19 protein-coding genes and 1 tRNA gene are annotated in these 21,895 nt (G+C 50.8%); 19 read left to right on the plus strand and 1 reads right to left on the minus strand.

Annotation, left to right across the window (positions count from 1 at the left end):
- The first annotated feature begins 24 nt into the window (after positions 1-24).
- The 10 genes from P9J64_06855 (at position 25) to P9J64_06900 (ending at position 10,785) form a co-directional block, all read left to right on the plus strand.
- On the plus strand, positions 25-1,311 hold the full coding sequence (locus P9J64_06855; GenBank protein ID MDG5468041.1) for a bifunctional folylpolyglutamate synthase/dihydrofolate synthase: 1,287 nt from the start codon (positions 25-27) through the stop codon (positions 1,309-1,311).
- A gap of 24 nt (positions 1,312-1,335) precedes the next feature.
- Complete coding sequence (lptD, locus tag P9J64_06860; GenBank protein ID MDG5468042.1) at positions 1,336-4,332, plus strand: LPS assembly protein LptD; 2,997 nt, start codon at positions 1,336-1,338, stop codon at positions 4,330-4,332.
- A gap of 189 nt (positions 4,333-4,521) precedes the next feature.
- Entirely contained in the window at positions 4,522-4,824 is a 303-nt protein-coding gene (locus tag P9J64_06865; GenBank protein MDG5468043.1) for a helix-hairpin-helix domain-containing protein, read from the plus strand.
- A 208-nt stretch (positions 4,825-5,032) separates the two neighbouring features.
- The gene (locus P9J64_06870; GenBank protein ID MDG5468044.1) at positions 5,033-5,344 is read left to right on the plus strand and encodes a septum formation initiator family protein; all 312 of its coding nucleotides are present in this window, start codon (positions 5,033-5,035) and stop codon (positions 5,342-5,344) included.
- Positions 5,345-5,707: 363 nt separating this feature from the next.
- Positions 5,708-7,369 carry an arginine--tRNA ligase gene (gene argS, locus P9J64_06875; GenBank protein ID MDG5468045.1) on the plus strand — a complete coding sequence of 554 codons (1,662 nt, stop codon included), beginning with the start codon at positions 5,708-5,710 and terminating at the stop codon, positions 7,367-7,369.
- A 22-nt stretch (positions 7,370-7,391) separates the two neighbouring features.
- Positions 7,392-8,054, plus strand: coding sequence for an SPOR domain-containing protein (locus tag P9J64_06880; GenBank protein ID MDG5468046.1), 663 nt, complete (start codon positions 7,392-7,394; stop codon positions 8,052-8,054).
- Between the two features lie 56 nt (positions 8,055-8,110).
- Positions 8,111-8,187, plus strand: a tRNA-Met gene (locus P9J64_06885).
- A 364-nt stretch (positions 8,188-8,551) separates the two neighbouring features.
- Positions 8,552-9,325 carry a tetratricopeptide repeat protein gene (locus P9J64_06890; GenBank protein MDG5468047.1) on the plus strand — a complete coding sequence of 258 codons (774 nt, stop codon included), beginning with the start codon at positions 8,552-8,554 and terminating at the stop codon, positions 9,323-9,325.
- A gap of 147 nt (positions 9,326-9,472) precedes the next feature.
- Entirely contained in the window at positions 9,473-10,237 is a 765-nt protein-coding gene (locus P9J64_06895; protein ID MDG5468048.1) for a hypothetical protein, read from the plus strand.
- A 293-nt stretch (positions 10,238-10,530) separates the two neighbouring features.
- Positions 10,531-10,785 (plus strand): hypothetical protein, encoded by a 255-nt coding sequence (locus P9J64_06900; protein ID MDG5468049.1) that lies wholly within the window; start codon positions 10,531-10,533, stop codon positions 10,783-10,785.
- Positions 10,786-10,815: 30 nt separating this feature from the next.
- On the opposite strand, the gene P9J64_06905 is transcribed toward P9J64_06900, so the two are convergent.
- The gene (locus P9J64_06905; GenBank protein ID MDG5468050.1) at positions 10,816-12,096 is read right to left on the minus strand and encodes an L-serine ammonia-lyase, iron-sulfur-dependent, subunit alpha; all 1,281 of its coding nucleotides are present in this window, start codon (positions 12,094-12,096) and stop codon (positions 10,816-10,818) included.
- Positions 12,097-12,243: 147 nt separating this feature from the next.
- Here P9J64_06905 and P9J64_06910 point away from each other — a divergent pair, with 147 nt between their 5' ends.
- The 9 genes from P9J64_06910 (at position 12,244) to P9J64_06950 (ending at position 21,880) form a co-directional block, all read left to right on the plus strand.
- Positions 12,244-12,381 (plus strand): hypothetical protein, encoded by a 138-nt coding sequence (locus P9J64_06910; GenBank protein MDG5468051.1) that lies wholly within the window; start codon positions 12,244-12,246, stop codon positions 12,379-12,381.
- Positions 12,382-12,775: 394 nt separating this feature from the next.
- A complete protein-coding gene (locus tag P9J64_06915) occupies positions 12,776-14,518 on the plus strand; it encodes a sigma 54-interacting transcriptional regulator (protein ID MDG5468052.1) in 1,743 nt (580 codons plus the stop codon).
- A gap of 432 nt (positions 14,519-14,950) precedes the next feature.
- Entirely contained in the window at positions 14,951-16,072 is a 1,122-nt protein-coding gene (locus P9J64_06920; GenBank protein MDG5468053.1) for a branched-chain amino acid ABC transporter substrate-binding protein, read from the plus strand.
- A 181-nt stretch (positions 16,073-16,253) separates the two neighbouring features.
- Entirely contained in the window at positions 16,254-17,150 is an 897-nt protein-coding gene (locus P9J64_06925; protein MDG5468054.1) for a branched-chain amino acid ABC transporter permease, read from the plus strand.
- Entirely contained in the window at positions 17,150-18,106 is a 957-nt protein-coding gene (locus P9J64_06930) for a branched-chain amino acid ABC transporter permease (protein ID MDG5468055.1), read from the plus strand. The genes P9J64_06925 and P9J64_06930 overlap by 1 nt, the downstream gene beginning before the upstream one ends.
- Positions 18,096-18,875 (plus strand): ABC transporter ATP-binding protein, encoded by a 780-nt coding sequence (locus P9J64_06935; GenBank protein ID MDG5468056.1) that lies wholly within the window; start codon positions 18,096-18,098, stop codon positions 18,873-18,875. The genes P9J64_06930 and P9J64_06935 overlap by 11 nt, the downstream gene beginning before the upstream one ends.
- A complete protein-coding gene (locus P9J64_06940) occupies positions 18,868-19,587 on the plus strand; it encodes an ABC transporter ATP-binding protein (GenBank protein ID MDG5468057.1) in 720 nt (239 codons plus the stop codon). Before P9J64_06935 ends, P9J64_06940 begins: the two co-directional genes overlap by 8 nt.
- Positions 19,588-19,629: 42 nt before the next feature.
- The gene (locus tag P9J64_06945; GenBank protein MDG5468058.1) at positions 19,630-20,436 is read left to right on the plus strand and encodes a universal stress protein; all 807 of its coding nucleotides are present in this window, start codon (positions 19,630-19,632) and stop codon (positions 20,434-20,436) included.
- 25 nt (positions 20,437-20,461) lie between these two features.
- Positions 20,462-21,880, plus strand: a complete 1,419-nt coding sequence (locus P9J64_06950) for a sigma 54-interacting transcriptional regulator (GenBank protein MDG5468059.1) — start codon at positions 20,462-20,464, stop codon at positions 21,878-21,880.
- Positions 21,881-21,895: the final 15 nt, after the last annotated feature.

The raw sequence follows: 21,895 nt of genomic DNA on the forward strand, positions 1-21,895 counted from the left end.
CCTTGAGCCCACAGGATTGCGCTAGTGGATTTCACCTCCAGCCTCGACTACCTCTATGGGCTGCAACGTTTTGGCGTTAAGCTCGGCCTGGGGAATATGCGGGCTTTAAAGGCCCGCTTGCCTCAACTTCAGGAACCTTTGCCCTGCATTCATGTGGCCGGGACCAATGGCAAAGGTTCTGTCAGTGTCCTGCTGGCGGAGATACTCAAACAAGCAGGGCTGCATGTTGGGCTGTATACCTCACCACACCTGAACTGTTTCACCGAACGAATCCGTATTGATGGCGTAGCGGTAACCCGCGATGATATTGGTGCTCTCACTGAAATCATTCGCCTGAATTCAGAAGACATCCCTTTAACATTTTTTGAAGCGACAACGGCGATGGCTCTTCTGGCTTTTTGTGAGGCCGGTGTCGATGTTGCTGTTATCGAAACCGGTCTTGGCGGTCGTCTGGATGCGACTAATATCGTTGATCCCCAGCTTTGTATGATTACTCCTGTCAGCGTTGACCACAGCGAACATCTGGGCTCCACACTCGCTGAAATTGCAGCGGAAAAGGCAGGCATCATCAAGCCCGGTGTGCCTGTCGTCGTCGGTGCGCAGGAGCCCTCTGCCGAGGAGGTCCTTCTGTCTGTTGCTACTGCTTGTGAGTCTCAGGTTTCCCTTTCTGGTCGTGATTTTTCCTGGCGGGGTGATCACGATAACTTTACGGTTGTTGTCGATTCTGATCATTTGCGTGATTTAAAGTGTGCTCTTGCAGGCGCTCACCAGTTGGATAACTTCGCCCAGGCTGTTGCTGGGGCAATACAGTTACGTAAACAAGGCTTCAAGATCCCCGATGCTGCCATTGCCGACGCCGGGAAGAATGTCTTCTGGCCTGGGCGCCTGGAATGGTGTCGTGATTCTCAGGTCCTTCTTGATGTCGCTCATAATGCTGCTGGAATCGCTTGTCTGGCTGATTATCTTGAGACGCAGAATATTAAGCGTATTCATCTGGTCAGTGGCTTGAGTGGTGAGCGTAGCCCCGCAGAAGTACTCATGCCACTGGTAAAATATGTCGTGGCAGTATATGCTGTACCGGTTTCTTATGGGCAGTCGGTGCCGACCTGTGAGATGGTCGCCTGGGCTGACAATCAAGGACTGCCCGTTTATGAATATACTGTGGCTGCTGATGGTTTGGCTGCGGCTTGTGAAGGTCTTGGTCGCGACGAATATGTGGTTGTGTGCGGATCTCTTTATCTGGTGGCAGAGTTAAGGCAGGGAGTCTTGGATTCGCACTCTACAATGGAGTTTGTTCCAGAGACTCTTTAATCCTATTTAATGACGGGTCATTCAATGCAACGTTTATCTCTGCGAGCAAGCTTTTGCGTATTGCTCTTAGCTGCGCTCTTGTTGCCGGTTCCTGTGGTTAATAAAGCTTTTGCTCAGCCTGGAATCACGGTCGGTTTCGCTGTCGATGGATCAGGGCTCGTAATCTCCTCTGAACTGGGTAAAGAGGTTGGTCTCTATCTCAAAGAGCGGCTTTTAACTCCGGTTGATGTCCGCAGTTTTACCTCGGAAGACTTCCTTTATAATTGGCTGGTTCGTTATCGCGAAGTAGATTTTGCCTGGTTAAGTAAAGCTTATCTGGGCAGGGTTCCTGAAGGGGCGGTCTTTCCGTTGACCGAAAATCTTGACCACTTCCCTGGCCTCTTTAAGGGGAGTATTGTTGCTCGGCAGGGGCAGCAGACCGCTCTTCTGCAGCAGGTGAGTAACGTTTTTCTGAGTATGCACGAGAGTCCTGAAGGCCGTGCTTTGTTGCAGAAACTTGAGATCAGTCGTTTTATCTCATCCTCGCATTGGCAAACTCCTGAGTGGGTAGGTGCAGAACAAGTTCCCTCTGAACCCACACCTTCTCCACTAGAGAGAGATTCCCTGAAAATCTCCGTTCAAGGTGAAACTCCGAGCTCAAAAATCACGTCCGAACCCTTTGCTGAAGATGAACTGAAGGTCGAGGACAAAACACCTGAAATAATAGGATCTTCAGGTTCAAAACGTGAATCCACTTCACTTGATGATGAAGAACCTCTGGTTGACGAGGCCCTCTCGAAAATATCTGAGGGTCGGCCAACCCCGGTTATTGCAGCGATGCCCGATTCTTCTGTGGCGGAGATTGCTGATGTTAGTCCACAAGTAAAAGACGACTCTCAAGATGAACCCGTTTTTGAAACGCCGTCTGACTCTGTTGATAGCTCTTTCCCTTTGTCCGTCGATGATAATGACGAAACGGAAATCGCGACTGAGCCGGCGTTAAAAGCTGACCAGGAGTCTCCGATTGCCCTGGTTGCGGATTCTTTGACATATGATTCTGACGAGGATAGTTATGAGGCAAAAGGTGATGTTGTCCTCCGACAGGGCGAGCTCGAATTAAAGTCTGACACCTTGCTCTGGCAGGCAGCGACACAGGATGCTTCTGCAGAGGGGGCTGTTGAACTTAAAGACATAGAGACTAAGCTCTTAGGCTCAAGCCTTCAGTACAATATGACGACAAGGCAGGGCCAGGTTCGTGACGGCCGGCTTTTTGTCAGCGAAGGTAATTTCCATTTATCGGGCCAACAGATCGAAAAGGAAGGCCAGTTCGAATATTCAGTTAAAGAGGGTAGCTTTACCACCTGTGATGGCGAGATCCCCGATTGGAAGTTTTCCGCCGATGAAGTGGATATTACAGTCGGAGGTTATGCGCGGGCGCAGCATGTCTGGTTTCATGTCAAGGACGTCCCGGTTCTGTATACCCCATACATGGCTTTTCCTGTTAAGACCGAACGTCAATCTGGTCTGCTCACGCCTTCATTTGGTTATTCAAACAACAAGGGGACGCTTGCTTCATTGGCATGGTACCAGGTTATTGATCGTCACATGGATGCCACAATCTATCTTGATTACCTCTCGGAAGTTGGTCTGGGCAAGGGGCTTGAGTATCGCTATGCATTGCCCGGTCAAAATAATGGCAAGGCCCTTTATTATCACGTTACCGGAACCGGTGAAATAGAAGAACTGGACCAGAAAGAAGATTTCCCCGATCTTGATTACTACAGGTGGAAACATAGCGGTCGACTGCCAGGAGGTTGGCGCTTGATGGCCGATATTGAGTATACGGATCAGAAACTCTTCTTTGAAGAGTTTGGAGAAGTTGCTGAGGATTATAATCGCGATAAGACAGTTTCTACGTTGATGCTCCGCCGTAATTGGCAAAAGCTTAATGTTGTTGGTTTTGCGCGCTACACCAAGGATCTGGAAACTGATAATGACGAAACCTTGCAAACTCTCCCTGAACTGAGCTTCGGACTGCCCCGCTACCGCCTTGGTGACACTGCTTTTTACGCAGGTCTTGAGAGTTATGCTACCCGCTTTTGGCGCGATGAAGGTGAAAGGGGCGAGAGACTTTACTTGAGGCCATCGCTTTCAGCGGTATTCAAGCCAGGTTCGTGGCTTGAAGTCACTCCGGAAGCTGCCTTCTACGAACGGCTTTACAGCACCGATGTTACTGAAACGGACAAGTTTATTCCAGAAGTCTCTCTTGCTCTATCCTCTCGCCTGGTCAAGAGCTTTGATGTCAACCTATTGGGGTCTGATCGCATCCAGCACAGTATCGAACCAACCGTGACTTACACTTATGTCCCGGATGAAGAGCAGGGTAGTTTACCTCTCTTTGATCTACGTGATCGGGTTCTCTCCCGGAACGATGTTACTTACGCACTGGTCAATCGTCTTACAGCACGTAGCCAAGCGGCGGATGGCTCAAGCTTGTATCGTGATCTATTCTATCTGCGCCTATCTCAGCGCTATGATATAGATGAGGTCAGAAATGATCGATCTGGGGAGAAACGTCCTTTCTCTGACTTGCGTGTGGAGATGGATTTTACGCCGGTTAATAATTTTTCCTTTAATGCTGAAAGTATAATCCCCGTCTATGGTGATTCAGGATTTAATACTCTGAGTGCTGGTTCGACTCTCAAGGATGATACGGGGAATGCTGTTAGTGCTAGTTATACCTACAAAGATGCAGATTTTGCCGGAGTTGCTACAGACTATGTTTCATTTCAGGTAGACACCTCAATTTTGCAACCGCTTTATGTCAGATTCAAGGAAAGATACGATTTCCAGGAAAATCGTGCTCTTGAAGACTTTGTTGGTTTAGAGTATCGATCGAAATGTTGGAGCATCATACTGTCCTACAAAACTCGATATCTGGAAGACGAGGATAATGATCACGAGATAGGCTTCACCTTTGTTTTAGCAGGTCTTGGCCCTCCCATGGGTTTTGCCGAGGGTGTCGATAAGGATATTGAATAAGTTGTTGATCGTTTGACAAATGTTAGAAATTTGTTATCTTCTTCTGAATTTGCCAACCATCCGATGGGGCTCGTTGTGAGCCGGGTTGGGCGGTAATAATGATCCGGAGGGGAGGTGTTGTAAGGAGGGACTGCAGGATGTTATGCCCACATCGGGTTCTTTTTTTATTTTGTTTTGGAGGGAAATGTAATGAAACGTTATCTGTCAATGCTCGTCCTTTTGGCTGTCGTCAGCACGATCGCTTTTGCACCGGCGACTGCCCTTGCCGCTAATGACCCTGCTGCAAATCAGGTTGTTGAAACCGTTCACCTTAATCAGGCGACAGCAGAACAACTGCAATCGCTTCCAGGCGTTGGCCCGGCACTTTCTGAGCGTATCGTTGATTACCGTACCGAGCATGGGCCCTTCAGTTCCGTGGACCAGTTGACTTCGGTGAAGGGTGTCGGCGAGGCCAAACTGGCGAAGTTCAAGAAACAACTGACAGTCGACTAGGTCAGTTGAAATTGTTACCAAAGGCCTGCCTTCCGGCAGGCCTTTTCTTATTGTGCTGATGTTTGTGAATCTCCGACAGCAACGCAATGTTAATTGCCTACATCAGCCTGTGTGTGAAAAACCTTGATTTTTAAAGTGAATTGATGGAACAATCCAATTGATAATTGTTTTGATTCTGTTAACTGTGTATCAGTATTAGGGGTTTATTATGGCAGGAAACCCTGCTAAAGCTTCGCACCCCGATGGGGGGCGTCTTAACTTCTGGCCGTTAGCGTTGGTTGTGCTTCTGCTTGGTTTCGCTTTTTTTGGCGACCGGGGCATTCTTTATATGCTGAAGCTCTCTGGACAGAAGGCCGATCTGGTACAGAAAATTGCTGGCGTTGAGTCGGAAAATCAGGCCCTGCGAGGCGAGATCGATTCCTTGCGCGGTGATCGCCGTTACATTGAGAGAATCGCACGTACTGAGTTAGGCATGGTTCGTGATGACGAACTGGTTTTTCAATTCTCTGATCGAAAGTAACTAGTTGACAAAGAAAATTTACTTAAGCGGGTCCGTTTCGTATCTTGGGAGCGGGCCTTTTCTGTGTCTTTCCAGAACGAAAATTTAGCGCTGAATCCCCGTGTTGTTTTCTCGCCTGCGAGTTCTTGACACTCTCATAGTGCGGCGCTAACATACATATCCTTTTCCTTATCGGCATTATGTCTAAATTGACGAGGATAAGTGTGAACTTAGTTTGAGTCGGACGAAAGTTCAGTCAGTTTAGACTTTATGCCCTTAGCCGATTGAGACGCTTGCTGAGTCCCTTTTTGAATCACAGGACTCAGCTTGTGTGAATACATGCAGGGTTCATAAACCCTGTTCCAGTGGAGGATTAAACAAATCATGAAGGATCGTCTGCGGCAACAGATCGGTGACGCTCTGCAAGCCTGCTTTAATAATGGTACTCTGCACTCGGGAGTCGTTCCTGATGTGCAGATTGAAATCCCGGGAAACCCTGATCACGGTGATTTTGCCTCTAATCTGGCCATGACTATGGCCCGTGCCGAAAAGAAATCACCTCGGCAGATTGCTGAAGCCCTGGTCGAAGCTCTCGATGATTGTGATTTCTTGAGTAAAGTTGAGATCGCAGGGCCGGGATTTATCAATTTTACCCTGGCGCCAGGTTGTTGGTATGAAGTTCTTGACGAGATCACCGTGAAGGGCAAAGCCTACGGCCTCTCTCAGGTAGGTGAGGGTCAAAAGGTTCAGGTCGAGTTCGTCAGTGCGAACCCAACCGGCCCTTTGCATATCGGTCATGGCCGCGGTGCCGCAACAGGCGACGCGGTCGCTTCAGTCCTGCAGGCTGCCGGCTATGAAGTCCAGCGTGAGTACTATATAAACGACGCAGGCAACCAGATGCGTACACTTGGCCTCTCGCTCCTGTTGCGTTATCGACAGGTGTGTGGTGAGCAGGTTGAGTTCCCTGATGATTGTTACCAGGGAGACTACATCCTCGACCTCGCCAAAGAGATTCATGAGGCTGAAGGGACTCGCTACCTTGAACTTGACGAGAACGAGGCAATCAAGTTGCTCGGCTGCTTCGGTGGTGACCGTATCCTGGCGGGTATCCGGGACGACCTCGAGGCGTTCGGTATTACCTTTGACCGATGGTACAGTGAGCAGGGACTGTTTGATCGCGATGAAGTTTCTGCCGGACTTAAAGTTCTGAAGGAGAAGGGCCTGTCCTATGAACAGGACGGTGCTGTCTGGTTTCGCACCACCGATTTTGGTGATGACAAGGATCGTGTTCTGGTTCGTTCAAATGGAGAAACAACTTACTTCGCCTCAGACGTTGCCTACCACCTGGAAAAGTTCAGTCGTGGGTTCGACACTGTTATTGATGTCTTGGGCGCTGATCACCATGGTTACGTTCAACGGATGAAGGCCGTCGTGAATGGCCTGGGTCGCAACCCCGACGATTTGCAGTTCATCCTGGTGCAACTGGTTAGCTTGCTGCGCGAAGGGGAGCCGGTCTCCATGAGCACCCGCTCGGGTGAGTTTGTGACTTTACGCGAAGTGGTAGACGAGGTCGGGAAAGATGCCTGTCGTTTTATCTTCCTGCTTAGACGGGCAGACAGCCAGCTTGATTTTGACCTTGAATTGGCCAAGCGGCAAAGCAATGACAACCCTGTTTACTATGTGCAGTACGCACATGCTCGGGTCTGCAGCATCTGCCGCACTGCTGATGAGCAGGGTGTGGTGACTCTGGAACGCGAGTCGCTGGATTTGTCATGCTTGACGCTCGCCGAGGAACTGGCCCTGGCGAAGCACCTGGCACGTTACCCGGAAACTGTTATTAACGCGGCACAGAACCGTGAACCGCACCGTGTTGTCTACTTCCTTCAGGAGCTTGCAGCCCAGTTTCACAGTTACTATAATCGGCAGAGGGTGCTGGTTGATGACCCGGCGACGACACAGGCACGTCTCTATCTCATCAAGGGTGTGCGAACGGTCCTCGCCAATGCACTGAACCTGCTCGGAGTTGACGCTCCGGAGCGAATGTGACGGTTCGCCAGGGAGGGTGGGGATGATGGTGCAACCGGTTGTATCGAGAACTCAGCGGCGAATCGAACGCAAGCAGCTCATGCTGATTGTTGTGTTGATCATTGCAGTCGCAGCTGTCAGCTTTTCTCTTGGGGTGATGTTCGGGCAAAGGAATGTTTCTAGTCAGGAGCTAGTCGCTGAGGTGGATTCCTTAACCCCTGCCAAGGTGACCCAGATTGTGCCTCCTCCGCCTCCGCAGGAAGAAACGGTGCCGGAAAAACCCGAGCGATTAACCTTTTATGACAACCTGCCGAAGGGCAATCAGGCTCCCCTTGGCAGTGGTATCAATCTGCCGCCAGAGAAGCCGACAAAGGCGGTGCAGGCGAAACCTAAGCCTGCCGTCAAGAAAACAGAGGTGAAGCCGGTTGCTGCTGCGCCTAAGCAGGCAACCGTGCCGACCGTTTCTGCAGAAGGTTCTTTTGTTGTGCAGATCGCTTCTTTTCGTACCGGTGAGGACGCCAGGGGTTTGGCTGCTCGGCTTAAGCTATATAAACTTTCAACCTTTATCGAGACCGCTGATCTTGGCGACAAGGGTGTCTGGTACCGGGTCTTGGCCGGGCCATATCGTAGCCGGGAGGGGGCCGACACTGCTGCTGCTCTATTGAAGGAAAAAGAGCGCTTGTCTGCTCTTGTCAGGAAGCGATAAGGGGAGAGTTTTTCCTTGACATCATGAGGGGGGACGGGTAAATTTCAAAATTCTGTTGCGGGGTGGAGCAGTCAGGTAGCTCGTCGGGCTCATAACCCGAAGGTCGGAGGTTCAAATCCTCCCCCCGCTACCAATAAAATCAGGGACTTGCATTAATTTGCAGGTCCTTTTTGTTTGTACTGTCCCCTTTTGTGCCCCTTTGGCCCAATTTGTCCAGACTTCGAACTGAAAAACACCTAAATCTGTCACAAAGGCGTCAAGCGACCAGGCTAAGAACACCTGCCCCCTCTCAAGGCTCACTTTTTTGCACGGATCACGACTGTTGACATTTCAGGGCCGAGCGAATAGACGGAGACGCGAAGAGGATGTTAGATTAAGCGTAGGCAGGCAAATAACCGTTTGCCTACTGAAAGACGGTGCTCCGTATTCATCCCCCTCCTTTGACTGTGGGGCTTTTTTAAATTCGATGTTTACACCCCCTGGAAGGTTCTTTCCCTATGAGAATATTATCTCTTGCAATTTTACTTTCGCTATCAATGTCGTTCTTTGTTCAGTCATGGGCTGGTGAGGGGGCTCCTCTGAAAAATGTTATAGCAACCGCTCATGAATTGAACCCCTCTGAACTAAACGAGCTTGCAGTCCGTTATGTGACAGGTGATGACGTGGAGAAAGATTATGACCAGGCCAGATTTTTGTGGCTTAAAGCTGCAGAGCATGGTCATGCAGGAGCTCAATACAATCTTGGCCAGATGTATTCTGCTGGAATCGGGGTTAATAGGAGCCCAGCCGAGGCAGCGCTCTGGTATCAGCGAGCCGCTAACGCAGGAGACTTGCTAGCGCAATTCAATCTTGGACTGATGTACGAGTCAGGCACTGGAGTGCAACAGGATACTGTCAAGGCCTTTACCTTTTATCGAGAGGCTGCTCTTCATGGTTTGGCTGAAGCACAGAACTCATTTGGAAGATTGTATGAAATGGGGCAAGGGGTCGAACAAAACATAGCAGAGGCCAAGAAATGGTATCGATTAGCAGCCTTACAAGGATATGTTTTAGCGCAAAGCAATTTAGGTTTTCAGATTTATGCCGGGAAAAGTAATGAAGGAGACATGATTGAGGCTTTTGCGTGGCTAAGCCTGGCAGCCAAACAAAATAACGCCATAGCTCAAGCCCACCTGCGTGAGTTGACCGGCATGATGACAAAAAGGCAAATTGAAGCAGGGCAAAGAATGGCTTATGAGTTAAATTCTGATATAAGCACTCAAGGGAAATAACTCGTTTGTTGTGCTTAGGATCTGAATTGCATGGCCTCCAGGGAAGGGGTGTCCGCAGTTTTTCCCCCATTATTAAAGGCCAACTTTGATCGATAAAATCATTTCGTTAGGGTGTAATTTGCAACCTTGATTACGAAGGAGGTGGCCTTGTTTGTTTTTCGCCTGTCAAAGAGTAATCTCAGCTTTTTAGATGTTCTCTGTTTGATACTTTTGTCGGTAGTTTTGCAACTCGTCAGTGTTCATGTCCATGCATATGAAGGACAACTGCAGAGGACCGTAAATAATGTTCTGGAAGCTTATGGTGGCAAAAATAACCTGTTAAAAATTAAAACCATTTCGGCACATGGCCGGATAGACGATTTTCTGCGCAAAACCTCCGGTGGCTATGCCAGAACAATGCGTCGGCCCGGTGAGTTAAGAATTGATATTATGCCGGAACGAGGTGGAGAGGTGAGGATCCTAAGTCATGGCAAGGGGTTGCAGGGTAGCGGCGACCGGCTCAGTGCAGCTAAGCCTGTTTCTCTTTCATCTATGCGTTACCAATATGGTTATCTTGATTTGCCGATGAGCCTGGCTGATGGTTCCGCAAAAGCTGTTCACAGAGGAGTTGAAGAACTGCATGGACGGCCAATGGAGATATTGCTTGTTGAGCTGGTGAGCGCCCCCGATTTAAAAGTTTACATAGATTTCGAGACACACCTTATCCGCCGAGTTGAAGCAAGGTTCGAAATGGGTGGAATGGGTAGCAGTGTTTTGGGTACAGAGTATGACAATTTTAAAACAGTTGATGGTGCAGTTTTTCCTCTTACACTCAACAATTTTGCTGGCGGGAAAAATATCTCCGTCCTCTCAATTACCCGGCTTACGATTAACCAGGCTTTGCCTGATGGTGTGTTCGCTCCCAATGATTAACAGTTCCTTGATTTAAGTCTTACAAATCACGACTTCCATGCCGCAATATGGCTACTTTTTGATAGGGCCATTAAGAAGCGAATTCCTTCCCTTTATCAAGGGCACGTGGACAAGTGTTGCCATTGTTATGTGTCCGTACGACGAAGCCATAGTCTTTTTTCCGTCAAGTATTGTCAAGTTGACAATATATAACCCTTTTGGTAATGTTTTGTCAGTCGTAGTCGGATCCCAATGCAAACAACGATGCCTCGCATTTCCCATCGTGAGTCCGAGGCTTTTTTGATGGTGCAGACATGATTATAGAAATACTCTGTGATGGTTGCCTTGATTGCGGGCTTGTGAAAGGGAAGGTGTGCCAGGCCGTTGCTGACCTTAACCTTAACGCAGAAGTCTTATCTCATCATGACCCCAAAAGACATGACTCTGGTATTGATTGTGATGGCTTGCTCAAAATTCGTATTAATGGCCTTGTTGTTTCCGCAAAAAGTGATTGTTCCGTTCGAGACTTGATGCTGATCTTTAGCAAAGAACCTCATCTCTATGCTTAAAAGTAACGACTCTCTTACAAGTAGATGCCTCTAATCTCCCAGCATGATGCGAATAATCTCCCTGTCGGTCTCTCGCATCCCTTCGCGGCCGAGTCGGCCAATGTTGTTGATCGTGTTCTCTACCCCTTTTGAGACAATGCCGTCGCCGCCATAGAACTGTTGGCCTTTCTCAAACATATGGAAGCCCAGGATCCCGGCCTCAACGGACGCGGCTATTTTTGCTGCACAGGAAGGTTTTGCCCCATCGCAGATGATCCCTGAGACCGTTGCCAGCGCGTTGACGATGGTATGGGCCACTTCCTCGAAGCGTCCACCGTGCAGCCATGCGATTCCGGCCCCTGCGCCGCAGCCGGCGCTGACGGCTCCGCAGTATGCAGAGAGCCTGCCGATGCCGGTTTTCTGGTGAATCGTCACCAGGTTGGAGACGACCAGAGCCCGGAGTAAGGTTTCCTTGTCTGAGCCCAGTTCTTTCGCATATTCGATCACCGGAACGGAAGCCGTGATCCCCTGGTTGCCACTCCCTGAAGCAATTACGACCGGCAGGTCACAACCGCTCATGCGGGCATCTGAACCCGCCGCAGCGAGTGCTTTTGCACGAACTTTGACATCATCGCCCCAAACGTCCATCAGCACGGACCCGATGTTGGCTCCCCAGTCGCCTTTTATGCCGGCTTCTGCGATCGCCATGTTGTAATTAATCTGGCACTGCAGCAGCTCTTCAATATCCTCAAGCTTGACCGATTCTGCGAAACCGAGGATGTCGCGGACATTCATGATGGAACGGTCTGTCAGGTTTGCCGTCTCGACTTCGTCGCAATCCTGGTTTTTATAGATCTCTTCATCGTTTTTTGTGATCATAACGATGTTGGTGTGGTAGTGGGAGATCTGCACGCTGGCTGATGAGTCACTGGCAAAGACAGAGACAGTCAGATCAAAAACCAAACCATTCTTGGCTTCTGTGACGGTGATCTCGTTATTCTCAAGGAAGTCTTTTATTCTTTCGCGCCCGGAATCATCTATCGAAGAGAGAACTTCCAGGGCTTTCTTAGCGTTTCCTGCGGCAATTCCGGCCGCGGCAGAGGCTTCTATGCCCCTGAGGTTGCCGGTGTTCGGGACAACCACGCTTTTTACATTTTTAATGATGTTGTTGCTCGCTTCAATGACAGCCCGCTCCGGTAAAGCACCCAGTGTCTCTCGAGCTTTTGCTGCCGCATAGGCAATGGCGATCGGCTCGGTGCAGCCCATGGCCGGAACCAGTTCTTCCTGCAGAATATCCAGATATGCCTGATAGCGTTTGTCTGTCTGTTTCATTGTTACCCTTTAGTCTTTAATGGATCGAAAAGTTGCGCCGTTTTTGTTGGGCCGGTGGGACCCTGTCTCCATTTAACACCAATTCCCTGATAAAAGGGAACGGTATTATTGGTCTAACGTCAGCGGCAGGTCTTTGAGCCGTCGGTCATGTCATCAGACTTTATCTATGTTGAGCTCAACCTGGTCTCTAAAGCTGCGTTGCAGGTGGCTCTGAAACAGCGAGAAAGTCTGCTTCGCGATTCTCTCGATGGCGCATGGATGAGGCAATCTTACCCGCCAGAATAGCAACCAGATATTTCACCGGCAGGTGTGCGCGCTTTGGGAAAAGATGCGCGTAAACACTTGAGGTTGTCGGTTTTGTGTCCCGGTTTATCAATGACTGTTCGACGGATTTTCTGCAGCATGCGATTGTCGACGGCCAATTCGTTATGGTTGTCTTCCTCGTTGCCTTTAATTTGCGCGTGAAGAAGCTATGTTGGAGCCCATTGCTGGCAGATTTGCTCGGTTGCTCAAGTACAAGGACCGTACCAATAGCTGCTTTTATGGTGCTTTATTCGTTTCGGTCCAGTTTTGTTCGCTTTTCTCCTTTTTCAGGCATTGTTTTGTGAATAATTAATTCCCTGTTGCATATTCGATGCGTTTACGCATAAAATGTGCTTCTTGATTAAGGAGGTCAGTTATGCCCAGTCATGACTTGTCGGTTGATTTGCAGTCGCTTGCTCCCGCCTTTATAGAAGCTCTTTCTGTTCCTTTGTTGGTATGCGATAGGGAGATGCGTATTGTTTTCAGTAACCCTGTCGCAGAAACTCAACTCAACGCTCTCGCGGGAATGCTTCTGTCCGAGCCTCTGCCCAAACTGGCCGAAGCAGTTGGAAATTTTCGCCGCAGCGCAACTGTCCATCCTCCTCTAACAATACTTCGCGGCACGAGTGCCCCATACCTGGCTCTGCTAAGTTCAGTGAAGTCTCCTTCCGGACCCCTGACACTTTGTCTACTACCTCCGGCTCCTGCGACTCCCGAGGGGGATCGCCGCATGCTCAATTTCGAGGCTTTGACCCTTGAACTTCAGGCAATCATTGACTCTTCGTCTGATGGGCTGTTCGTGTGCGATGGCGATGCGAACGTCATCCGTGTCAACCCAGCTTCTGAGCGCATTCATAAGCGACCGGCCTCTGAGATGGTTGGAAGAAATATGCGTGAACTGATTCCTGAAGGGTTCATAGATCGTTCCGCAGCGCTTGAAGCCTGCGTGCAGAAAGAAACTGTCAGCCTGTTACAGAATATGCCAAACAACCGCAAGCTGATTTCCATCGGAACGCCGGTGTTTGACCAGGCAGGAGAGTTGATCCGGGTCGTGGTCAGTGAACGTGACATTACCGAGATAGATACTTTACAGCGTGAACTTGAGAACCAGGAGGCGATCAAGGATCAGTACCGTCACCAGATGCTGGAAATGCAGCAAACGGAACTTGAACAGCGGAAAATCATTGCACGCAGTCCGAACATGATCAAGGCCCTGCGCCAGGCGATGCGCGTGGCTACAGCTGATTCCTCCGTCTTGATCCTTGGGGAGTCGGGAGTCGGAAAAGGCGTGATTGCCGATATGATTCATCATAACTCCCGTCGTGCAGATCGACCGTTGATCAAAATCAATTGCGGCGCGATTCCGGAGTCGCTGGTTGAGGCGGAACTCTTTGGCTATGAAAAAGGGGCTTTCACCGGTGCAAACACGGGAGGTAAGCCCGGGCAGTTTGAGTTGGCCAATGGAGGCATCCTTTTTCTCGATGAAGTTGCTGAGTTGCCACTGTCGGCCCAGGTGAAGTTGCTGCGTTTTCTTGAAGATGGCGGGATCACCCGGTTGGGTGCCACCGAAGAGCGCAAGGTTGATGTGCGTGTGCTGGCGGCGACTCATCGGGACCTGGATGATATGGTTGAGAAAGGAACCTTCCGGCTTGATCTGTATTACCGGCTCAATGTTATCCCCATTCATGTGCCGGCAGTACGTGAACGCAAGGATTGCCTGGTGCCGCTGATCAGGCACTATATTGATCACTTCTCTCTGCTCAACAATGAGTCCAGGCGGCTTTCGCGGGCAGCTATAGACGCGTTATGCAACTACTCCTTTCCCGGTAATGTCCGCGAGTTGATGAATATCTGTGAGCGGCTGGTGGTTATGTCGGAAACCGAGTTGATTGACATGGTTGACTTGCCCGTGCAGGTGGCCGGGAGTGTCAAGACGCGTTTGCCGGAAGAGATGGATTGGCCAGAAACTGTGACGTTGCAGGAGGCTCTGGAGACGGTTGAACGAAACATCCTCACCAAAGCGCGTGAGCGTTATCGGAGCCAGTCCAGGATCGCAGAGGTCCTCGGCGTGAACCAATCGACAATTGCACGTAAGCTGAAACGTTACGGTCTTCTTTGACCTCTCTCTCCTGATATGGATACCGTCTGGCTTGTATTTATGCGCTTATGCATAGCGAGGTCAGGTGCCTCTGCTCCAGGGGCCTTCTGTTGCCGTCGATCCTCTTTTGAAAGTGTCTCTTGCCGTCGATTGTTTTTTACTTCTTCCACGTGGTTAGAGTTTTGTTTTTTGCTAACATACCGTAAATAATGAATTTTTATTTGAAATCGCGAAAACCCTGAAATCATCAAGTGGTTTGAGTTGTCTTTACTGCAAAATAAAACAGAGTTTGGCATCAGCCTTGCTCTAGGATTTATCACCTGTTTTTTTCCGGCTCGACTTTTAAGCCTTATTCAAGGTGGTATAGTTATAAGCAGTTTTTTTGAATGTAGTTTAATCAGTGGGCTTTCGACATGCTGTCGACTCACAAACTTCACAACAAGGAGAAGAAAAATGAACAAGTATCTGGCAACATTACTGGCCGTGTTCTTTGCAACCGGCACCGCATTTGCTGCAGACACCCTCAAAGTTGGTGTTCAGGCCCCAATCACCGGTAGCTATGCTAACGAGGGCCAAGGCATTGAGAATGGCGTGCGCTTGCTCGCCGAGCAGGTCAACGCCAAGGGTGGCGTCATGGGCAAGCAGATCGAAGTCATCGTCTGCGACGATCAAGGGACCGCAATGGCAGCTGCAATCTGCGCCAAAGACCTGGTTAACAAAGGGGCCCAAATGGTTATTGGTTCCTACACCTCGACCGCCGCCGAAGCCGCACAGAAGACCTACTTCAAAGCGGGCGTTCTGCAGACTTCCGACGGTACCGCCGACAGCCTGACTGAGAATGGCTACTGGACTTTCCTGCGTAACTCTTTTCCGAACAGTGCCGAAGCACAATTCGCCGCCGAATACATGGTTAACGTCAAGAAGTACGAGCGGATTGTCGTTATCTCCGACTTCTCGACCTATGCAGACGGCCTGGCGAACGCCACCGAAGCAGCGATCAAGGAACTGGGCGGCAACGTGGTTTCTCGCGACAAGATTAAGGCCGACTCCCAGAACTTCACTCCTGTTCTGACCAACATCAAGTCCAAGAATCCTGATGCAATCTTCTTTGCCGGTTATTACTCCGACGGTGGCCAGCTGCGTGCCCAGCAGATTGCGCTCGGCATCAAGGCGGACTTCATCGGTGGCGACGCCAATGACAACCCGGACTTCGTCAAACTGGCCGGCTCTGCTGCCACAGGCGCTTTCATCATCAACGTTCCTTCTCCAGACGTGCTGCCTTACGAAATTGCCAAGACCTTCATTGCTGACTACCAGAAGAAATACGGTGAAATGCCTCCTTCCATCTGGGGTTTGATGAATATCGACGGCATGCGCGCTATCATTCACGCCATGGAGCAGAACAAGAGCTTCGACACCAAGAAGGCGGCTGACTACCTGCACAACATGACCGAGCCACTCCCTGGCATTACCGGTCCGATCGCTTTCGCTAAAGACGGCAACCGCAAAGGCGGTGCCTACGTCGTTAAGAAGATTGAGGCTGATGGAACATACTCCAACGAGTACGTTCAGTAAAATCGCCTGATCGTTTAGCAAGGGGCGGGGGAGAGAGTTATTCCCCCGCCCCTTAATCTTTGCCCGCTTAAAATTGTAAACGTGCAGATACAATAAATTGCCCTTCAGGCGCGAGCAGAGGACGACCTGGTCCTCCTCTGGCTTCTGCAAGGCAACTCGTTCACCAAACCCGGAGAAGTTTATGGACACTTTTTTACAACAGTTAGCAAACGGCCTGACTATAGGCAGTATGTTTGCCCTGGTTGCGCTCGGCTACACCATGGTCTACGGCGTTATGAGATTGATCAACTTTGCTCATGGCGACATGGTTGCGGCCTCTGCCTTTGTTGGCCTGACAATCTATACTCAGGTGATGGGACAGGCGACCTCTCTGGTCGCAGTTATTGTTATCTTCCTGTTGACTGCGGTTGCCATGGCGATTGTCGGCATTATTCTCGAACGGGTTGCCTATCGTCCCTTACGCGAAGCACCGCGTTTGTCGGCGGTGGTCTCGGCACTTGGTGCCTCACTGGTTATCCAGAACGGCATCATGCTGATCTGGGGGCCGCGGATGCGCATCTTCCCGGAGTTGGTTCCGCAGGTCTACTGGGATCTCGGCGGAGTGGTGATCAGCCTGATCCAGGTGATTATCCTGGTGTTGTCGCTGGTTTTGATGGTTACCCTCTACCTGTTCGTTGAAAAGACCCGCATGGGTGCAGCGATCCGCGCCTCCTCCATCGATCAGGATGCCGCCCGACTGATGGGCATCAACGTCAACAGTGTTATCGCCCTTATTTTTATCATCGGCTCCTCTCTGGGTGCTGTCGGCGGTCTCTTTATCGGCCTCTACTATCGCGGCATTACCTTTAATATGGGCTGGCAATACGGTCTCTACGCTTTTATCGCTGCAATTCTGGGCGGCATTGGCAATATCCCGGGTGCTATGCTCGGCGGGATGCTGCTTGGCCTGTTCAATGCCTTTATCGCCGGTTACGTTTCCAGCACATGGGCTGATGCCTTTACCTTTATCCTGCTGATTTTAATCTTGATTGTCCGCCCGACCGGCATCCTCGGCGAGCGGGTTGCGGAGAAAGTCTGATGAAAGAATTGCAGAAATTTGCTTATCCGGTCTTCTTCGTCGTTATGGCCGTTCTGCCGCACATGCTTGACGACCGTTGGCAGGCGGTGGCGATAACATTCCTGATCTTTGCCGTGGTGGCTCTATCTCAAGATATTATCCTCGGTAAGTGCGGTATGTTTAATATGGGCCAGGCGCTCTTTTTCGGCATGGGTGCTTACACCACGGCAATCCTCAATAACGAGTACGGTTGGTCGATCATCGCCACGATACCGCTGGCGATCATCATCCCGGCCGTGTTCGGTATCCTGCTGGCCGGTCCGATCGTCCACCTGCGCGGCGACTACCTGCTGGTCGTCACTATCGGCTTCAACATTGTTTTTGTTCAGGTCCTGCAGAACAATCTCGGCGGCGTGACAGGTGGCCCCAACGGTATCTTTGGCCTCGATTCACTGAGCTTTTTAGGCTATGACCTGATGAGCCAGATTTCGGTCTACTATTTTGCTTTCATCGTCCTGTTGCTGACTCTATGGGTGATGCACAACCTGGCTGGGAGTAAACCGGGACGTGCCATGCATTATCTCCGTGAGGATCAGCTTGCGGCCGAAAGTATCGGTATCAACACCCGCGTCTACAAGATCTTCTCCTTCGGTCTTGGTGCCGGGATTGCCGGACTGGCCGGAACCGTCTATGCCACCCAGTATTCAGCTGTTAGCCCGGAGGCCTTCGAGTTTATCCAGTCGGTACTCTTCTTCAGTATCGTTCTGGTTGGCGGATCTTCGGTGCCCGGAGTCCTGATCGGGGTGTTCGTGATGTTCGTGCTGCCGGAAATTTTCCGCGAGTTCGCCACCTGGCGTTACTTCATCTTCGGTTTCGCTATGATTGCGGCGATGATTATGCGGCCACGTGGTATCTGGCCGGCCACTTTCGGTAAAATTCCCAAGTTTTTGATCAAGGAAAATAATCATGGCGCATAATGAACTGATATTGACCGACGTCACCAAGCGCTTCGGGGGATTGACCGCCGTTGACGCTTTAAGTTTCAAGGTTGAAAGTGGCCAGATTTACGGCATCATCGGCCCCAACGGGGCGGGTAAGACCACGGTCTTCAACTGCATTACCGGCATCTACAAATCGGAAGAAGGCTCAGTTCTCTGGCGTGGTGAAGAGATCCGCGGCAAGACCCCCTACCAGATTGTGGATCGTGGCATCGTCCGTACCTTCCAGACCATCCGCCTGTTCGGCCAGATGTCGGTCGCCGAAAACATCATGAGCGGCCGTCACATCAAAAGCACGCAGAGATGGTGGCACGGCATCATCCCAACTCCCGGGAAAAAGCGAGATGAGCTGGAAAACTGGCAGAAGGTTGAAGAGCAACTCGACTTCTTCAAGTTGAGCGAGTTTGCTGCTACTCCGGTTGGATCATTGCCATACGGTCTCCAGCGGCGGGTGGAGATTGCCAGGGCGATGGCCGTTGAACCGACCCTGCTGATTCTCGATGAACCGGCAGCTGGTCTTAACGACAAAGAGACCCTGGAACTTTTGGAAACTATCTTTAAAATCCGTGACAAAGGTGTCACCGTGCTGCTGATTGAGCATGATATGGACATGGTTATGGAAGTGACTGACTACCTGACGGTGATCAACTTCGGCAAAAAGATTGCCGAGGGCACCCCTGAAGAAATCCAGAAGAACCCGGCCGTCATCGAGGCCTACCTGGGAAGTGAGGATGACGACGATGAGTAACGACGTTTTGTTTGAAATAAAAGATCTGGAAGTCTCCTACGGCAGCATCGCCGCCATCAAGGGGATCTCCCTCGAAGTGCACAAGGGTGAAATTGTTACCATCCTGGGAGCGAACGGTGCCGGTAAAACCACGACCATGCGCACCATCAGCCAGCTTCTCAAGGCCAAAGCCGGTTCGATTACTTTTAAAGGGCACGAGCTGACGAAATTGCCTGCCCACAAGATCGTTAAGCTGGGCATCAGCCATTCTCCGGAAGGGCGACGCGTGTTCGGTATTTTGACGGTCGAAGAGAACCTGATGCTCGGTGCCTTTTCCCAGAGCAAAATGGATCGTCAAACCCTTGCCTGGGTCTACGAACTTTTCCCTCGTCTGCAGGAACGCCGCAAGCAGTTGGCAGGAACCCTGTCCGGTGGCGAGCAGCAGATGCTGGCGATCGGTCGCGCCTTGATGAGTAATCCCGAGATGGTGCTGCTCGATGAGCCTTCTCTTGGAATTGCACCGATCCTGGTCAAGGCGATCTTCAAGCAGATCAAGGAGATTGCCAAAAAAGGTGTGACGGTGCTGCTGGTTGAGCAGAACGCCAAGGCTGCACTGAAGCTGGCTGATCGTGGCTATGTACTCGACGTCGGCAAAATCGCCCTCTCTGGGACCTCGGAAGAACTGTTGGCTTCGGAGAAAGTACAGGAAGCCTACCTGGGAAAGAAACATTAATAGTCTTGCCGGGGCAGAGCAATACTGCGAGAGGATCAATCAATGAACTTAAAAGACCTTCTGGTGTATATCGATTTAAGCTCAACCTGCTCAACCAGGCTGGCCACCGCAATCCAGTTGGCCCAGCAGCAGCAGGCCAAGCTGACTGGTCTCTACACGATTCCACCCCATCGGGCCAGCGACTTTGAACAACCCTATAAGCTGGCGGACCAGGCTAAGCTGAAGTTCCTGCAAACGGTCGAACAAGCGGGGCTGGAATCGGAGTGGATTTGTGCCGACAGCTCCAGAAACAATCTTGATCTGGTCCAGTCGCTCAATCTTTACGCCCATTATCGCGACATGCTGATCGTCAGCCAGACTGACCATGAAGCAAAGCAACAGTCGACACCCAGTGACCTCCCGGAAAAAGCGGTTCTGGGGGCTGGCCGTCCCGTGCTGGTCGTCCCCTACGCCTGTGACGCCCGAACAATCGGCAAACGGGTGATGCTGGTCTGGCGTGGTGGCCCCGAATCTTCACGGGCCATGCATGATTCGATGCCACTGCTGCGCGCGGCCGATTCTGTTCACGTCATATCAATCCAGGGTTACGGGGGCGATGAGGCCTACGAATCTCACAACGCCGATATTTGCAGTCATTTGCGACACTACGATATCAATGCCATTGCCGAAAAGCACGTTACAGCAGGGCTCAGTATCGGTGACTTGCTGCTCAACCGCTGCGCCGACGAGGGGATCGACCTGATGGTCCTCGGCGCCTTTTCCCAGTTCCGTCGTGGCAACCAGATCCTTGGCGATGTCGGTCGTTATCTGCTGCAGTCAATGACCGTCCCGGTGCTGATGTCACACTAACGTCGAGCCGGTTCAAGGAGAGGCCATGGACAGGAGTATCCAGGAATTGACCTGGGAACATGATGCGATCATCGATTCCTCCTCAGATGGCCTTTTTGTCTGCGATGGTGCCGGTCTTATCCTGCGTGTTAATCCCGCCTCTCAACGAATCAACAACGCCACTGCTAAGCAGTTGGTTGGACGTTCCTATCTCGACGTTGCCGAAGAAGGGTTGGTTATTCTTCCCTCGGCAGCCCTTGAAGCCATCAAGTCCCGTAGTGTGGTCAGCCTGCTGCAGGAAAACCGTTTCGGTCGAAAACTTATTTCTACGGCGACCCCGGTGTTTGATGATGCCGGCGAACTGATTCGCGTGGTGGTTAGCGAACGCGATATTACTGAAACGGATCGTCTACAGCGGCAGTTGGAAGAACAACAGGCGATTGGTGATCATTTTCGTCACCAGATACAAGAGTTACAGGAAGAGTTTCTCTCCCGTCAGCGGGTGATTGCCAAAAGTCCTTGTATGGTCAAGGCGCTCAAACAGGCGCTGAAAGTCAGTGAAGTCGACTCGACGGTTCTGATTCTCGGTGAATCTGGGGTTGGCAAGGGTCTGGTCGCTGACCTGATTCACAAGAACTCCCGCCGTAGCGACAAGCCCATCATAAAAATCAATTGTGGCGCCATCCCGGAAACGCTTATCGAAGCCGAATTGTTTGGCTACGAAAAAGGTGCCTTTACCGGTGCCTCTGCCAGCAAGCCGGGCCATCTTGAACTCGCTGATGGTGGCACCCTGTTTCTCGATGAAGTCGCCGAACTCCCGCTGGCTTCGCAGGTCAAGTTGCTACGTTTCATGGAGGATGGTGTGGTTACCCGTCTGGGAAGCACTCAGAGTCGGAAAGTTGATGTCCGTCTGCTTGCCGCAACCAATCGTGATCTCGATCAGTTGGTTGCTTCCGGCCAATTTCGCACCGATCTATTCTACCGTTTGAGCGTTATCCCTTTGCGTGTCCCGGCTCTACGTGAACGTAAGGAATGTCTGATTGCATTGATTCGCTCCTACATCGATCATTTTGCTTTACGGTCCAATGTTTCAAGAAAACTGAGTGCTGCAGCTCTCGACGTCCTGGTTCATTACCATTATCCCGGTAATGTGCGTGAATTGATGAATATCTGCGAGCGTTTGGTCGTGATGTCTGAAACTGAGATGCTCGATGTGGGGGATCTGCCTCAGGATGTGGTTGCGTGGTCCAGTGGGGAAGGTTGTCTCGTGGAAAGCAGTTGGCCCGACGGGATGAACATGACGCAAATTCTGGAGAGCGTTGAAAAGCGTGTACTTTCCGAAGCCAGTAAGCGCTATCGAAAACAGCAGGACATTGCCGAAGCTCTTGGTATGAGCCAGCCTACGGTCGCCAGAAAGCTGCAGAAGTATGGGGTCAGTTCTCACAGTGCGAGAGTTGAAAGTTAAATTAGTTTTTCACAT

It is taken from the genome of Deltaproteobacteria bacterium IMCC39524 (assembly GCA_029667085.1).
Taxonomy (GTDB): domain Bacteria; phylum Desulfobacterota; class Desulfuromonadia; order Desulfuromonadales; family BM103; genus M0040.

Excerpts from the sequence above, each read along its gene's own strand:
- lptD (MDG5468042.1), top strand. The coding sequence starts at position 1,336 with ATGCAACGTTTATCTCTGCGAGCAAGCTTTTGCGTATTGCTCTTAGCT.
- P9J64_06865 (MDG5468043.1), top strand. The coding sequence starts at position 4,522 with ATGAAACGTTATCTGTCAATGCTCGTCCTTTTGGCTGTCGTCAGCACG.
- P9J64_06870 (MDG5468044.1), top strand. The coding sequence starts at position 5,033 with ATGGCAGGAAACCCTGCTAAAGCTTCGCACCCCGATGGGGGGCGTCTT.
- argS (MDG5468045.1), top strand. The coding sequence starts at position 5,708 with ATGAAGGATCGTCTGCGGCAACAGATCGGTGACGCTCTGCAAGCCTGC.
- P9J64_06880 (MDG5468046.1), top strand. The coding sequence starts at position 7,392 with ATGATGGTGCAACCGGTTGTATCGAGAACTCAGCGGCGAATCGAACGC.
- P9J64_06890 (MDG5468047.1), top strand. The coding sequence starts at position 8,552 with ATGAGAATATTATCTCTTGCAATTTTACTTTCGCTATCAATGTCGTTC.
- P9J64_06900 (MDG5468049.1), top strand. The coding sequence starts at position 10,531 with ATGATTATAGAAATACTCTGTGATGGTTGCCTTGATTGCGGGCTTGTG.
- P9J64_06905 (MDG5468050.1), bottom strand. The coding sequence starts at position 12,096 with ATGAAACAGACAGACAAACGCTATCAGGCATATCTGGATATTCTGCAG.
- P9J64_06910 (MDG5468051.1), top strand. The coding sequence starts at position 12,244 with ATGTCATCAGACTTTATCTATGTTGAGCTCAACCTGGTCTCTAAAGCT.
- P9J64_06915 (MDG5468052.1), top strand. The coding sequence starts at position 12,776 with ATGCCCAGTCATGACTTGTCGGTTGATTTGCAGTCGCTTGCTCCCGCC.
- P9J64_06920 (MDG5468053.1), top strand. The coding sequence starts at position 14,951 with ATGAACAAGTATCTGGCAACATTACTGGCCGTGTTCTTTGCAACCGGC.
- P9J64_06925 (MDG5468054.1), top strand. The coding sequence starts at position 16,254 with ATGGACACTTTTTTACAACAGTTAGCAAACGGCCTGACTATAGGCAGT.
- P9J64_06930 (MDG5468055.1), top strand. The coding sequence starts at position 17,150 with ATGAAAGAATTGCAGAAATTTGCTTATCCGGTCTTCTTCGTCGTTATG.
- P9J64_06935 (MDG5468056.1), top strand. The coding sequence starts at position 18,096 with ATGGCGCATAATGAACTGATATTGACCGACGTCACCAAGCGCTTCGGG.
- P9J64_06940 (MDG5468057.1), top strand. The coding sequence starts at position 18,868 with ATGAGTAACGACGTTTTGTTTGAAATAAAAGATCTGGAAGTCTCCTAC.
- P9J64_06945 (MDG5468058.1), top strand. The coding sequence starts at position 19,630 with ATGAACTTAAAAGACCTTCTGGTGTATATCGATTTAAGCTCAACCTGC.
- P9J64_06950 (MDG5468059.1), top strand. The coding sequence starts at position 20,462 with ATGGACAGGAGTATCCAGGAATTGACCTGGGAACATGATGCGATCATC.